Here is a 13,330-nt window from a genome sequence, read left to right as displayed (position 1 = left end):
GTACCGCGTGGCGAGGCAAGGCAAAATGTAGCAATGATTCAAGATCGCGAAGCCGCCCCAGATGTGTCCATCGTGGTGCCTATCTACAACGAAGTAGACAACCTGCGTGACTTGGTCGAGCGTATCGCCCAGGCGATGGCAGGCCAAACACTTTCCTTTGAACTCCTGGCCGTGGACGACGGTTCTACGGACAACAGCGCCGCCTTATTGCGAGAGCTGGCCGCTGAGCGGCCCTGGTTGAGAGCGATCTGCCTGGCCCGCAACTACGGCCAGTCCAGCGCTCTGCAGGCCGGCTTCGACCGCGTGCGTGGCCGCTATGTGGTGACGCTGGACGCGGATCTGCAAAATGAGCCTGCTGACATCCCGTTGTTGCTTGAACGGCTGGAAAACGATCAGTCTGTGGACATGGTCAGTGGCTGGCGCAAGGACAGGCAGGATGCTGAACTGTCCCGCAAGCTGCCCTCACGCATCGCCAACCGGCTGATATCGAGTGCCACGGGTGTTCATTTGCACGACTATGGCTGCGCGCTCAAGGCTTACCGGCGGCCCATCATTGACCGCATCCGACTCTACGGCGAATTGCACCGGTTCATTCCTTCCCTGGCCAAGGAAGCCGGCGCGCGCATCACCGAAGTGCCTGTGCGCCACCACGCCCGCACCCGGGGAGTGTCCAAGTACGGGATTGACCGCACTTTCAGAGTCATCCTTGATCTGATCCTGATCGTGTTTTTCATGCGCTACCGCCAACGCCCCTTGCATGCCTTCGGCGGCTTCGGGCTCTGGCTGGTATCGCCGGGCCTGCTGATTCTGGGCTGGTTGTTTGTCCTGAAACTCACCGGCGACGACATTGGCGGGCGTCCGCTGCTGCTGTTGGGCGTCATGCTGGTGCTCATGGGCATGCAATTCATTGCTGCCGGGTTGATGGGCGAGCTGCTGATGCGCATCTACCACGAGGCAGGTGGGGCGCCGCAATACCACGCCAAGGAGTACAGCGCCGTCAGCACGGCGCACTCCGAGCCAACACGGCCTGCAACGCGCACTCAGTGAAATCTTCTTATAAAGCCCTGCTGCGCGGTCTGCTTGGGCTGGCGCTGTTGGGATTGGTACTGTTCCTGGCAGACCCTTCACGTGTGGTCGCTGCCTTGCGCCAGGCTAAGCCTGGCTGGGTGTTGGTAGGACTGGTCCTGGCTATCGCCTCCAATGTGGCTTCCGCGCTGCGTTGGCGCGCCTTGGCGCGCTGGCTGGGCGGGGAGCTCAGCATGGGCGATTCACAGCGCTTGTATTTTCAGGCCATGGGGCTGAATGCATTGTTGCCGGGCGCCGTGGTGGGGGGTGATGTGTATCGGGCCATGATGCTTCGGCGGGCTGGGCAAGACACGATGGCGTCCACCTGGTCAGTCATCATTGACCGCGTCAGCGGCTTATGGATGCTGTGCGCCATAGGCGGTTTGGGCGCGGCCCTGTCCGCTTCCCGGTTGGGCTCGGAACTGGGGATTGACCCTGTCCTGATCGCCGCGCTGATGTTGACAGGCACTACGGCATGGCTGGCCTTGCCTTGGCTGATTCCACCGCTGCTCACCCGCTGGAGAGGGCTGGAGCGCTGGCTTGGTCCGCTGCGTGTGGCGGCGCAAAGGCCAGACTTTGCGGCTCAGGTCGGATTGCAGGCCGTCTGGTCGGCTGCTGTGCAAGTGTTGTCGGCGGCTGCCCTGGCCATGGGCGCGTTGGCGCTGGGGATAAGCCTGTCACCTGCGGCATGGGCGTTTGCCATTGCGCCTATATTTCTGATGGCCGCCTTGCCCGTGAGTGTGGGAGGCTGGGGCACCCGGGAGGCCGCGGCCGTGGCTGCGCTGGCGCCGTTTGGAGTGGCTCCGGCCGCCGCGGTGGGCGCTGCCATGATTTACGGGCTCTACAGCCTGTTTCAGGGCGCTGCAGGCGCCTTGACCTTGGGGCTGCCTGGCCGGCCCAAACCTTGAAGCCTGAGGCCGGGCAAGCCACTCACTGCCTTTGGTGCCGTCTCATCTTGACGTTCATCCAGACGCCGTGCCTGACGAAGTCCGGATGCGTATTTCAGGCGGTCAATCTACCTTGACGACGCCCCGCTTCATCTGGTCCAGCTCCATGGTCTCAAAAAGCGCCTTGAAATTACCTTCACCAAAGCCTTCATTTCCTTTGCGCTGAATGAACTCAAAGAAGATGGGGCCGAGTTGGTTTTCGCTGAAAATCTGCAGCAGCAATTCTCCGGGTTGGCCGTCCACCAGAATATTGCGTGACTGCAACTCGCCAATCGGCTCGCTCAGGCCAGGAATTCTGGCTGGCAGCAACTCATAGTAGGACTCGCTGGTGTTCAGCAGCTTGATACCCGCCATTTGCAGCGAATCCACAGTGTCATAAAGATTGCGTGTGGACAATGCGATGTGCTGCACGCCTTCGCCCTGATAGCTGTCAAGATACTCCTGAATCTGGCCTTTGTTTTCATTCCCCTCTTCATTGATGGGGATGCGAATTTTGCCGCAGGGGCTGGTCATGGCCTTGCTCTTGACGCCCGTGGCTTGACCTTCAATATCAAAGTAGCGCACTTCTCGGAAGTTGAACAGGCGCTCATAGAAGCTGGACCATTCCGCCATGCGTCCCTTGTGCACGTTGTGCGTCAAGTGATCGATGACCGTCATGCCGTAGCCCTCGGGGCTGATGGCGGCCGACCCGTTGACCCCCGGCAAGGGCTCGAAGTCGACGTCGTAGAAGCCGATGTTTCCGATATCGCCCTCCTGCGCGCCATTTTTGCCGCGCCAGCGATCAATCAGATAGATGATGGAATCACCAATGCCCTTGATGGCAGGAATGTTCAGCTCGCCCGGCCCGGCTTGGCCCGCATAGCCCCATGCGCCCAGGCTCAGTGCGCGTTCGTAGGCCTTTTTGGCGTCTTGCACTCGGAAGGCGATGGCACAGATGCTGGGGCCGTGCAGTCTCGCAAAGCGCTGGGCAAAGCTGTCCGGCTCGGCGTTGATGATGAAATTGATTTCGCCCTGCCGATACAGCAACACGTTTTTGTGCCGGTGCTTGGCGACGGCGGCGAAGCCCATCTGTTCGAACAAGGCCCCCATGGCGACCGGGTCTGGGGCAGCGTATTCGATGAACTCGAACCCGTCGGTGCCCATGGGATTGTCCCAAACGGTGGGGGTGGCAGGCGCGGTAGGGGAGGGGGAAGTGCTCATGGTGGGGTCTCCTGTTCTATGGGCAACTAGGCTCGTAGCTCAATACTGTAATTCGGATGAATATCAGCTTTCGTGCGTCTTTGAGGTCATTTTTGCAGATGGCCGCTGATTTTTATCGCTATTACGTTTTCTTGAGCCGGTTTTATGCGTAAAGTCAACCATGGACGCTGAATTTGTTTTTCGTAGCGCCCGACTGCCCTAAATCCATGCCACCATGTCCTCCACTCCAGACCTAGACAAACTTGATCGCGCCATCCTCGATGAACTGCAGACCAACGGCCGTGCCACCTGCGAGGCCATTGGCGAGCGAATCGGTCTTTCCGCATCTGCTGTGCTTCGGCGCATCAAGAGGCTGGAAGATGGTGGCGTCATCGACAGGTATGTCGCGTTGCTGCGCCCGGAAGCCTTAGGCCTCGGACTTGTGGCCTATGTCAATGTTCGGCTTGAAAAGCATGCGGAAGGCGCCAAGAGAAACCCCATGGACGTCTTCCGAGCCAGCGTGCAGGCTTGGCCGGAGGTGATTGAGTGCGTGGCGCTTACCGGCGAGATGGACTTTCTGCTCCGTCTGGTGGTGGCCGACATGAATGCCTACTCGCGCTTCATGATGGACACCTTGCTGCGCCACCCCTCCGTGCAAGATTGCAAGACAAGCTTCGTCATGGACCGTGTGAAGGCGACCACGGCCTATCCACTTTGAGGCCAATGGATCGCAGGCATTCGGGGCCGAGTTTGTTTGTTGCAGACGGAAAGCACTTGGCTTATCTTGATGTCTCCAGCAGGGTCTTTGGTGCTTTCTAGATGTTCTATTGACAGGACTATAAAATAATAAACACAATGCCCTCTGGGATCTCGATCCAATCGAATCGCGCATGCCCAGCGCTTACGCCGCGACGGATTTTTCAGGGGGTCCCTGGCTTGTCTGACTCGAAAAAAAGGAACATCAATGAATGCAGCGCGCACATTGCGAATAGGCGGAGCCTGTGCTTTCTGGGGCGACAGCAACCACGCAGTAGGGCAGCTTGTTCACGGCGGAAACGTGGATGTGCTGGTCTTTGACTACCTTGCCGAACTCACCCTGTCCATCATGGCCGCTGCCAAGGCGCGCAATCCCGCCATGGGCTATGCAACTGATTTCGTCAAAGCCGTGGTTCCTCATTTGCCAGTGATCGCTGAGCGTCGTATTCGCCTGCTTAGCAACGCGGGCGGCATGAACCCCCATGCATGCGCCGACGCATTGCAAAAGGCTGCGGATGCGGCGGGCGTTCAATTGCGGATCGCGGTGGTGGAAGGAGATGATCTTCTGCCGGTGCGAGAGCATATACAGGCCGCGCAAGTGCGCGAAATGTTCTCCGGCGCCAGTTTGCCCGGCGAGTTGAACAGCATGAATGCCTATCTGGGTGCCGTGCCCGTCTTGGCCGCTTTGCGGGCCGGAGCGGATGTGGTCATCACCGGCAGGTGCGTAGACAGTGCGCTCGCGCTGGCTGCGCTGATGCACCATTTCGATTGGAAGACCGATGACTATGACCGTCTGGCCGCGGGAAGTCTGGTGGGTCACTTGCTCGAATGCACCACCCAGACCACAGGCGGCCTGTTCACGGACTGGTGGAAGGTTCCGGGCTGGGAGGACATGGGCTATCCCATCGCGGAGTGTGAGGCGGACGGCAGTTTCATCTTGTCCAAACCACCTGGCACGGGAGGGCTCATTACGCCGCTGGTCGCTTCCGAGCAAATGCTCTACGAAGTTACAGAGCCCGGCAACTACCAATTACCGGACGTCTGCTGCGACTTCACCGGTGTCACCATCGCGCAGGTGGGTGAGAATCGCGTGCGGTTCGCGGGCGCGCGTGGCCGTCAACCCACCCCCACCTACAAGGTAAGCGGAACCTGGCTGGACGGCTACCGCTTGACGACGACACTGACATTTGTGGGGGCTGATGCACCAGCCATGGGTCGCCGTGCCATGCAAGCCATCCTGGCGCGCACACGGCGCATGCTGGCCTCTGCTGGCTTTAAGGATTTCACTCGAACAAGCATTGAAGTGCTGGGCAGCGAGCTACCTTCGTTCGGCCCCACAGCGCGCCCTGATGCACGAGAGGTCGTCGTGCGTTTGGCAGCGCATCACCAGGACGCTAAAGCGCTTGAGTTGTTAGCCACGGAAGTAGCGCCCATGGGGGTGGCGGGCGCGCCCGGCACCACGGGCTTTAGCGGGCGGCAGAAATCAAGCCCGGTCTTCCGACTTTTCTCATTTCTCTGGCCTAAAGCATCGGTGCCCGTGGGTATTTCCCTTAATCAGAAGTTTCAATCGGTGGAAATTCCCCAGACACAAGCCCATGGATCGACCGCGGCCGTGGCAAGTACAAGTTACGGTCCTCAAGACACACCTCCGGGCGCAACGACGAGCGTTCCCCTGTCTGCCATTGCGGTCGCCCGCAGCGGAGACAAAGGTGATCGGGCGCACTTGGCGGTGATCGCACGCCAGCCCAAGTTTGCTGCGCTGATAGGTCAGCAGATCACCTCCGAAAAAGTGAAGGCTCACTTTAGTCATCTGGCTGCAGGCGTTGTGCATCGGTATGACGTGCCGGGGATTCATGCCTATAACTTTGTTCTGGACGAAGCCCTCGATGGCGGCGGATCGTCCTCACTGCGCAACGACCCCCTGGGCAAGACCTTCGGTCAAATCATGCTGACCCATCCTGTCGACGTCCCGACGGCATGGCTGGACGAACTGGAGCCGGGTTTTCAAGGAAGTGTGGCTACCTTGTAAGGCAGCGGCTCGCGCCGAGGTTGCGGAGCCCTTGTTATTCGGAGGCTACCGCCTTCTTGTTTCGCGAGGTCAGACTGCGGCCGGAAAGTACTCTGGGAGACTACTATTTCCTATTTTTGCTGCAATGCAACAAAAGAGGGGCATTTTGGAGTGTTAACTCTAGGGAAACCCCCTAATATGAAAAGCTATGAGTACCTCCAACCGCTCCGCCGCCGGGCATGGCTCGGCCATAGTGCCGATCCGCGAGATCGGTTCTCGCTACCGTGAACAAGTGGCGCGGCACTTGCTGTCGCTTGACGAGCGTGATCGTTACCTGCGCTTTGGCTATGCTGCCAATGACCGTCAGATCCGCACCTACGTGGACGGTATCGACTTCACTCGCGATCGTGTGTTCGGGATCTTCAACCGCCGGCTGGAGTTGATCGCCCTGTCTCACCTGGCCCGCGCAAGCGAATTTCGGCCATCCAGAATGTCTGAATTCGGCGTCTCTGTAGCCAAGCATGCGCGTGGCCGTGGCTATGGTTCACGCCTGTTCGAACGGGCCGCCATTCATGCTGCCAACGAAGGCGTTAACGTGCTTTATGTGCATGCCTTGGCGGAAAACGCAGCGATGATCCGAATTGCGCGCAAAGCCGGTGCCAGCGTTGCGCGTACGGGTGGCGAAAGCGAATGCCATTTGCAGCTGCCCGTCGCCACCTTGGAGACTCGCGTCAGCGAACTGTTTTCGCAGCGAGTGGGCCAACTGGATTATTGGGTCAAGACTGAGCTCTCCCACATGCGCAGCTTGCTGGGTTTCGTGCAGCAGGTACGCCTGGGCGTGCAGGATGCACGTCACAAAGCAGGTAGTTGAGCACCCTTCAATAGTGTTTGACGCAAATCAAGCACTATTTCCGCTATCCTAGAGCGCTTGACAACTACCGCACGTCCTGCACCTCCAGACCGTGGCTGACCCCCACCCCGCGCATTCTTCCTCGCCCCACGCTGAGCGAGAGGACAAGCGCAGCCTCTTTCAGAAGCTCGTAGAGTTCATCAACCCTGGCCCTGACTCGACAGACGAACTGATCGAAACCCTTGCCGAGGCCGAAGACAATCAAGTGATCGACGCCGAAAGCCGGATCATGCTGGAGGGCGTCCTCCGCATGGCCGACATGACGGCAGGTGATGCCATGGTGGCAGCGCCGCGCATGGATTTGCTCAACATCGACGCACCCTATGAAGAGTTGCTAAGAGAGGTCATTACGACCGCGCACTCGCGGTTCCCGGTGTACCAGGATGAGCGCGAGAACATCATTGGCATTCTGATGGCCAAGGACTTGCTGAAACTCCAGCGAGCGCCTGAACTGAATATCCGCACGCTGCTCCGTCCAGCAGTCTTCGTTCCCGAGTCCAAGGGGTTGAACGACCTGCTCAGGGCGTTTCGGATCAACCGCAACCACCTGGCCATCGTTGTGGACGAATTTGGCCGGACGGCGGGTTTGATCACCATCGAAGACGTGTTGGAGCAGATCGTTGGTGAAATTGAAGACGAATTCGATATTGATGCGGATTCGGGCGACATCTTCGCCTTGGCTGACAACACTTGGCGGGTCGCAGGCGACACGCGGCTTGAGCGCGTCAACGAATCTTTCGGCGTGCAGTTAGGAGCCCATTCCGATACCGACCTTGAAGTTGATTTCGACACCGTTGGCGGTCTGATTGCTCACGAAATGGGCCATGTGCCCAAGCGTGGCGAGCGCTTCCAGCTGGGCGGACTTGATTTCGCGGTACTTCATACCAAAGGTGGTGCGGTGCGTTGGTTCAAGGTAACGCCCACCGGCGCTTCCGATTAAGCCAAGCCTGAGCAAGTCCACACCAATGAGTTTTGAACGTCGGCTAGCCTGCACACCCATGGCGCTGGTGGCTGGCTATCTGCAAGCCTGCGCCATCTCTGATCCATGGACTGGCCAACCTCATTGGTGGCTACAGGTGCTCAGCCTTGCCTTCCTGGTCTGGCAACTGAATTTGAGGTCTCTGAGGAAATCCTCCTGGAGCTCGAGCACCTGGGACAACCCCAGAACCGAGCCCGGCTGGGGTTCCGGTTTTGCGCTTGGATGGCTTTTCGGCCTGGGATGGCTGACGGGCACCTTCTGGTGGCTCTTCATCTCCATGCATACCTACGGCGGTCTCAATAGCGTTCTGGCCGTGTTGGCTGTAGTGGGCCTAGCCGGGTTTCTGGCGCTCTACTATGGCTTCGCCTGTGCTGTATTCATGGCACTGCTGCCCTCAACTCGAACGACCGGGGGTGGCGCATCTACCGTGCTTGTGTTCGCCGCACTTTGGACGCTGGCTGAACTGGCGCGAGGCAGCTGGCTTACCGGTTTTCCATGGGGTGCGGGTGGCTATGCTCACCTGGATGGCCCGCTCGTTTTTATAGCCCGGTATGGGGGCGTCTACAGCATTGGCTTCGTGGCAGCGGCGCTGGCTGCCCTGTTGGTGCTTTCGCCGCGTTTGCGTTGGCAGTCCTGGCCGGTCTATGCTGGCCTGGGGTTGGTGTTGGCCTCAGGAGCTGCCGGCTGGGCCGCACGGGAATGCGCTGTTGACGGCACTGCCGGCTTCTGCCCCGCATCGGCTGCTCCGGGAAAGCCGCTATCCATGAGCGTCGCCCTGCTGCAAGGCAATATCCCTCAGGACGAAAAGTTCGTGCCAGGCACTGGGGTCATGGATTCCCTGCGCTGGTACGGGGAGCAACTCCGAGATGCACAGGCCACGCTGGTGGTTGCTCCCGAAACCGCGCTGCCGGTGCTGCCTCGTCAGTTGCCTGCGGGCTATTGGGAATCACTGGCTGCTCGTTTCGGCACCGAACCCCAGGCTGCGTTGATGGGCATGCCTTTGGGTGACATGGAAGCCGGTTACACCAACTCCGTGGTGGGGTTCAAACCTGGCCAGACCGAACCCTATCGCTACGACAAGCATCACCTCGTGCCATTTGGCGAATTCATTCCGCCCTTCTTCAAATGGTTCACGCAGATGATGAACATTCCGCTGGGAGATTTCGAGCGTGGATCCGTGGGACAGGCTTCTTTCGAGTGGCAGGGTCAGCGGCTTGCGCCCAATGTCTGCTATGAAGATCTCTTCGGTGAAGAATTGGCAGCCCGGTTCGCTGCGCCAGCCAGCGCCCCAACAGCCCTGGTGAACTTCAGCAACATCGCCTGGTTTGGCGACAGCGTCGCCATTGCCCAGCATTTGCAGATCAGCCGCATGCGTTCCCTGGAATTCGAGCGCCCCATGCTGCGGGCCACCAATACAGGCGCTACGGCGGTCATCGACCACCGGGGGCAGGTTACGCATGAACTGCCGCGCCTGACGCGCGGCGTTCTGCTGGGGCAATTCGAGGGTCGCACCAACCTGACTCCCTTTGCACAATGGGCTTCCAGGTTCGGTCTGTGGCCACTCTGGGCGCTGTGTTTGGCGGTGGTTCTATGGAGAGTTGCCGCCACACTGCGAGCCCGCTCTTAGAATCTACGCTTTTACGTGGCCACAAGAAGGCTGCGCTTTTCTCGTTTCCTGCCCGGGCTACCGCCGCATGCTTACCTTCCAGCAGATCATTCTCAAACTCCAGCAATACTGGGATGCGCAAGGCTGCGCGCTGTTGCAGCCCTATGACATGGAGGTCGGGGCCGGTACTTCCCATACGGCCACTTTTTTGCGCGCCATCGGCCCTGAGCCCTGGAAAGCCGCCTACGTGCAGCCCAGCCGACGCCCGAAAGACGGCCGCTATGGGCAAAACCCCAACCGCATGCAGCACTACTACCAATTCCAGGTGGTGCTCAAGCCTGCGCCTGCCAATATTCTGGAGCTCTACCTGGGCTCCCTGGAGGCACTGGGCTTTGACTTGAAGAAAAACGACATTCGTTTTGTTGAGGACGACTGGGAAAATCCCACCCTCGGTGCCTGGGGTCTGGGTTGGGAGGTTTGGCTCAACGGCATGGAAGTGACTCAGTTCACCTACTTCCAGCAGGTCGGTGGTATCGACTGCAAGCCTGCCACCGGAGAAATCACCTACGGCCTCGAGCGCCTGGCCATGTACCTGCAAGGCGTGGACAATGTCTTCAACCTGACCTGGACTGAAGGTCTGAGCTATGGCGACGTCTACCTCCAGAACGAGCAGGAGCAGTCGGCTTACAACTTTGAGCATTCAGACGCTGAATTCATGTTTACCGCGTTCAATGCTTACGAAAAACAAGCCAAGCATCTGATTGAGCAGCAACTGGCCTTGCCGGCCTATGAGCAGGTGCTCAAGGCGGCGCACACCTTCAACCTGCTGGATGCGCGAGGCGCCATTTCCGTGACCGAGCGGGCGGCCTATATAGGTCGCATCCGCAATTTGGCGCGTGCAGTGGCTCAGAGCTATTACGAATCCCGCGAGCGCCTGGATTTCCCGCTTGCGCCGCGTGAATGGGTCGCGCAGATGCCGCCCCGAAAAGCCGCTTGAACAGGCTCATCTGAATTGACTTCCATGACCGTGCAAAACCTTCTGATCGAGCTCTTCGTCGAAGAGCTGCCTCCCAAAGCCTTGAGAAAACTGGGCAACGCCTTCGCCACCGTCCTTCACGAACAGCTGAAGGCTCAAGGCTTGGCGGACGAGGCCTCCGTCGCTACTTCCTATGCCAGCCCGCGCCGCCTGGCCGCTCACATCACCCAGGTACTCGCCAAGGCAGCCGATAAAGCCGTACAGCAAAAGCTGATGCCTGTGAGCGTCGGCCTTGATGCCAGCGGCAATGCCACCCCGGCGCTGCTCAAGCGCCTTCAAGCTGCAGGGGCCGATGCCAGTGCCGTGCCTCTCTTGCGGCGTGCAATGGACGGCAAGTCTGAGGCCCTGTTTCACGACAGTGTCGCGCCCGGCATCGATCTTGAGGCTGGTCTGCAGAAGGCACTGGCCGAAGCGATCGCCAAACTGCCCATCCCCAAGGTCATGACTTACCAGCTCGAATCCGGTTGTGAGCTTCCCGGTTGGAGCAGTGTGCAATTTGTCAGGCCGGCGCACGGTTTGGTGGCGCTGTACGGTGACGCGGTGGTGCCAGTGACTGCGCTGGGCCTGACAGCAGGCCGCCAGACGCACGGGCATCGCTTTGAGGCTGCCCGCGACCCCATAGACTTGGCCAATGCGGACAGTTATGCGCAAACTCTGCGTGAGCAGGGTGCGGTTATCGCGAGCTTCGAAGAACGCCGCGCCGCCATTGAAGCGCAGCTCAAGGCGTCGGCAGCCCGTGCGGGCCAAGGCCTGGCGGCCATTGAAGACGATGCCTTGCTCGACGAAGTGACTGCATTGGTCGAGCGTCCCAATGTCCTGATCTGCGAATTCGAGTCTCAGTTCCTCGATGTTCCGCAGGAATGCCTGATTCTCACCATGAAGGCCAACCAGAAGTATTTTCCGCTGCTGGATGCCCAGGCACGCCTGACCAACCAATTCCTGGTGGTGAGCAACATCAGCCCGGAAGATGCGAGCGCAGTCATAGGAGGAAACGAACGCGTGGTGCGTCCGCGCCTGGCAGATGCCAAGTTCTTTTTTGATCAGGACCGCAAGAAATCCCTATCCGACCGCGTGCCTGCGCTGGCCAAGGTGGTCTACCACAACAAGCTGGGCACGCAAGGCGAACGCACAGAGCGCGTGCGCGCCATAGCCCGCCAGATTGGCCAACAATTAGGCGGAGACGTTCTGGCCAAGGCGGCTGACCAGGCCGCCATGCTGGCCAAGGCCGATCTTCTGACCGACATGGTGGGCGAGTTCCCTGAATTGCAGGGCATCATGGGCGGTTACTACGCTCGCCACGATGGTCTGTCCGAGGACATCGCCTTCGCTATCGAAGACCACTACAAGCCTCGCTTTGCCGGCGATGAACTTGCGCGTGGGCAGGTGGGTACCGTGGTAGCCCTGGCAGACAAGCTGGAGACATTGGTCGGCATGTTCGGCATTGGCAATTTGCCAACCGGTGACAAAGATCCCTTTGCGCTGCGCCGCCATGCGCTCGGTATCGTACGCATGCTGGTGGAGAAAAAGCTTCCGCTCGACATGCCCGGCGTCCTCTCCCAGGCGGCCAACGCTTTTGGCAGCCTGTTGCCCGATGGCGAAAAGAGCAATGCCCTTCTGCTCAATTTCTTCTACGAGCGTGTGGCCAGTTATCTGCGCGAGTTGGGCTACAGCGCCCAGGAAGTCGATGCCGTCATTGCAGTCCGGCCGCTCTGGGGCGAGATGCCTGCCCGCCTGGACGCTGTGCGCTCGTTCGCGCAACTGCCCGAAGCACCCGCTCTCGCTGCCGCCAACAAGCGCATTGGCAATATTCTCAAGAAGGTGAGCGAGGCAGAAGCTGGCGCCGCTTTCAACGAAACCCTGCTGCAAGAGCCCGCGGAGAAAGCCCTCCACGCCGCGATGCAAACGGTGGTGCCCAAGGCCAATACGCAGTTTGAAGCCAGCGATTACACCGGGTCCCTTCAAACGCTGGCGGTGCTGCGTGAGCCCGTAGATGCCTTCTTCGATGGCGTGATGGTCAATGCAGAGCAGTTGGACCTGCGGCTTAACCGCCAAGGTCTTCTGAAGCAACTGCATCAGGCCATGAACCGCGTGGCGGACCTCTCCCGACTGGCCAGTTGATGAACCAGGCTGCCGCCGAAACTCCGGCGGTGGAACGCCGCACCGCTCGCTCAGCCTGGCTGCTATTCGCTCCACCTTTCGCGGCAGCGGGCTTGCAATGGTGGTTGGGCACTCTGAGCCAAAAGGACACTACGCCGCTTCAAGCACTGAAAGCTGCAAACTCGCCAGGCGAGGGCAGTGTCCGCAGCCTGATGCTTCAGGCCAGTGAGCCCTTCTTGTGGGCGCTGGCTGGGGTGGTGCTCACTGTATTGATCGCGCGCTGGTCTTGGCGGCGTTTTGGAAGTGCCAAAGTAGTCCGAGTAAGCTCCTGCTTATGGATATTGCTTTGGGCAGCCGCCGCGCTGGCCATCGTTTATCTCTACCTCAATCGATCGGGCCGCGAGGCCATTCCTGCACGGACGGCCACAGTGCTTCAGGCGCGCCCTCAGCAGGCTTCGGAGCGCGGGGTAGGGGGTGCGGTGGTGCTGGTACGTGTGCCAGAGCTGGCGGCGCCCCAGAGCGTGTTGCTCGAAGAGGCGGATCCCGGCAGGATGCCGCCAGGAACGCCAGTCACTTTGTCGTTGGCCAAAGGCAAATTCAGCGGCTTGTATGTGACAGACTGGCGGATTGAAGCCCCACTGCCCGCGCCAAGGCAACCCTGAAGAGCGGCCATTGACCGCACGCTATGGTCACGAAATCTGCATGAAAATTGAACTTCGTTGTGTTGCCGAGCGCCAACTGTGGAGT

At 59.7% G+C, this 13,330-nt stretch carries 11 protein-coding genes; 10 read left to right on the top strand and 1 reads right to left on the bottom strand.

Annotation, left to right across the window (positions count from 1 at the left end; genetic code table 11):
• Positions 1 to 33: 33 nt before the first annotated feature.
• Together ABIE13_RS20125 and ABIE13_RS20120 are read left to right on the top strand one after the other, a co-directional pair.
• Positions 34 to 1,047: a glycosyltransferase family 2 protein gene (locus ABIE13_RS20125; RefSeq protein ID WP_354446735.1), complete on the top strand. Its 1,014-nt coding sequence runs from the start codon at positions 34 to 36 to the stop codon at positions 1,045 to 1,047.
• Positions 1,044 to 1,973: a lysylphosphatidylglycerol synthase transmembrane domain-containing protein gene (locus tag ABIE13_RS20120; protein WP_354446733.1), complete on the top strand. Its 930-nt coding sequence runs from the start codon at positions 1,044 to 1,046 to the stop codon at positions 1,971 to 1,973. Before ABIE13_RS20125 ends, ABIE13_RS20120 begins: the two co-directional genes overlap by 4 nt.
• A gap of 102 nt (positions 1,974 to 2,075) precedes the next feature.
• On the opposite strand, the gene hppD is transcribed toward ABIE13_RS20120, so the two are convergent.
• Positions 2,076 to 3,212, bottom strand: a complete 1,137-nt coding sequence (gene hppD / locus ABIE13_RS20115) for a 4-hydroxyphenylpyruvate dioxygenase (RefSeq protein WP_354446731.1) — start codon at positions 3,210 to 3,212, stop codon at positions 2,076 to 2,078.
• Between the two features lie 214 nt (positions 3,213 to 3,426).
• Here hppD and ABIE13_RS20110 point away from each other — a divergent pair, with 214 nt between their 5' ends.
• From ABIE13_RS20110 to ABIE13_RS20075, 8 genes are all read left to right on the top strand, one after another.
• Positions 3,427 to 3,909, top strand: coding sequence for an Lrp/AsnC family transcriptional regulator (locus tag ABIE13_RS20110; RefSeq protein ID WP_354446729.1), 483 nt, complete (start codon positions 3,427 to 3,429; stop codon positions 3,907 to 3,909).
• 246 nt (positions 3,910 to 4,155) lie between these two features.
• Positions 4,156 to 5,976 (top strand): acyclic terpene utilization AtuA family protein, encoded by a 1,821-nt coding sequence (locus ABIE13_RS20105; RefSeq protein WP_354446727.1) that lies wholly within the window; start codon positions 4,156 to 4,158, stop codon positions 5,974 to 5,976.
• Positions 5,977 to 6,163: 187 nt separating this feature from the next.
• Complete coding sequence (locus tag ABIE13_RS20100) at positions 6,164 to 6,826, top strand: GNAT family N-acetyltransferase (RefSeq protein WP_354446725.1); 663 nt, start codon at positions 6,164 to 6,166, stop codon at positions 6,824 to 6,826.
• Between the two features lie 91 nt (positions 6,827 to 6,917).
• Positions 6,918 to 7,805 (top strand): HlyC/CorC family transporter, encoded by an 888-nt coding sequence (locus ABIE13_RS20095; protein ID WP_354446723.1) that lies wholly within the window; start codon positions 6,918 to 6,920, stop codon positions 7,803 to 7,805.
• Positions 7,806 to 7,830: 25 nt separating this feature from the next.
• Positions 7,831 to 9,471 (top strand): apolipoprotein N-acyltransferase, encoded by a 1,641-nt coding sequence (gene lnt / locus ABIE13_RS20090; protein WP_354446721.1) that lies wholly within the window; start codon positions 7,831 to 7,833, stop codon positions 9,469 to 9,471.
• A gap of 67 nt (positions 9,472 to 9,538) precedes the next feature.
• On the top strand, positions 9,539 to 10,447 hold the full coding sequence (gene glyQ / locus ABIE13_RS20085; protein WP_028601624.1) for a glycine--tRNA ligase subunit alpha: 909 nt from the start codon (positions 9,539 to 9,541) through the stop codon (positions 10,445 to 10,447).
• Positions 10,448 to 10,471: 24 nt separating this feature from the next.
• Complete coding sequence (glyS, locus tag ABIE13_RS20080) at positions 10,472 to 12,604, top strand: glycine--tRNA ligase subunit beta (protein WP_354446719.1); 2,133 nt, start codon at positions 10,472 to 10,474, stop codon at positions 12,602 to 12,604.
• The gene (locus tag ABIE13_RS20075; protein WP_354446717.1) at positions 12,604 to 13,245 is read left to right on the top strand and encodes a hypothetical protein; all 642 of its coding nucleotides are present in this window, start codon (positions 12,604 to 12,606) and stop codon (positions 13,243 to 13,245) included. The genes glyS and ABIE13_RS20075 overlap by 1 nt, the downstream gene beginning before the upstream one ends.
• Positions 13,246 to 13,330 lie beyond the last annotated feature (85 nt).

This window comes from Ottowia thiooxydans (assembly GCF_040548795.1).
GTDB lineage: Bacteria > Pseudomonadota > Gammaproteobacteria > Burkholderiales > Burkholderiaceae_C > Ottowia > Ottowia thiooxydans_A.
This window is presented reverse-complemented; position numbering and strand designations above follow the sequence as displayed.

What these genes read in the sequence shown, in the direction of transcription:
- ABIE13_RS20125 (WP_354446735.1), top strand. Translation starts at nt 34, where the DNA reads ATGATTCAAGATCGCGAAGCCGCCCCAGATGTGTCCATCGTGGTGCCT.
- hppD (WP_354446731.1), bottom strand. Translation starts at nt 3,212, where the DNA reads ATGAGCACTTCCCCCTCCCCTACCGCGCCTGCCACCCCCACCGTTTGG.
- ABIE13_RS20110 (WP_354446729.1), top strand. Translation starts at nt 3,427, where the DNA reads ATGTCCTCCACTCCAGACCTAGACAAACTTGATCGCGCCATCCTCGAT.
- ABIE13_RS20105 (WP_354446727.1), top strand. Translation starts at nt 4,156, where the DNA reads ATGAATGCAGCGCGCACATTGCGAATAGGCGGAGCCTGTGCTTTCTGG.
- ABIE13_RS20100 (WP_354446725.1), top strand. Translation starts at nt 6,164, where the DNA reads ATGAGTACCTCCAACCGCTCCGCCGCCGGGCATGGCTCGGCCATAGTG.
- lnt (WP_354446721.1), top strand. Translation starts at nt 7,831, where the DNA reads ATGAGTTTTGAACGTCGGCTAGCCTGCACACCCATGGCGCTGGTGGCT.
- glyQ (WP_028601624.1), top strand. Translation starts at nt 9,539, where the DNA reads ATGCTTACCTTCCAGCAGATCATTCTCAAACTCCAGCAATACTGGGAT.
- glyS (WP_354446719.1), top strand. Translation starts at nt 10,472, where the DNA reads ATGACCGTGCAAAACCTTCTGATCGAGCTCTTCGTCGAAGAGCTGCCT.
- ABIE13_RS20075 (WP_354446717.1), top strand. Translation starts at nt 12,604, where the DNA reads ATGAACCAGGCTGCCGCCGAAACTCCGGCGGTGGAACGCCGCACCGCT.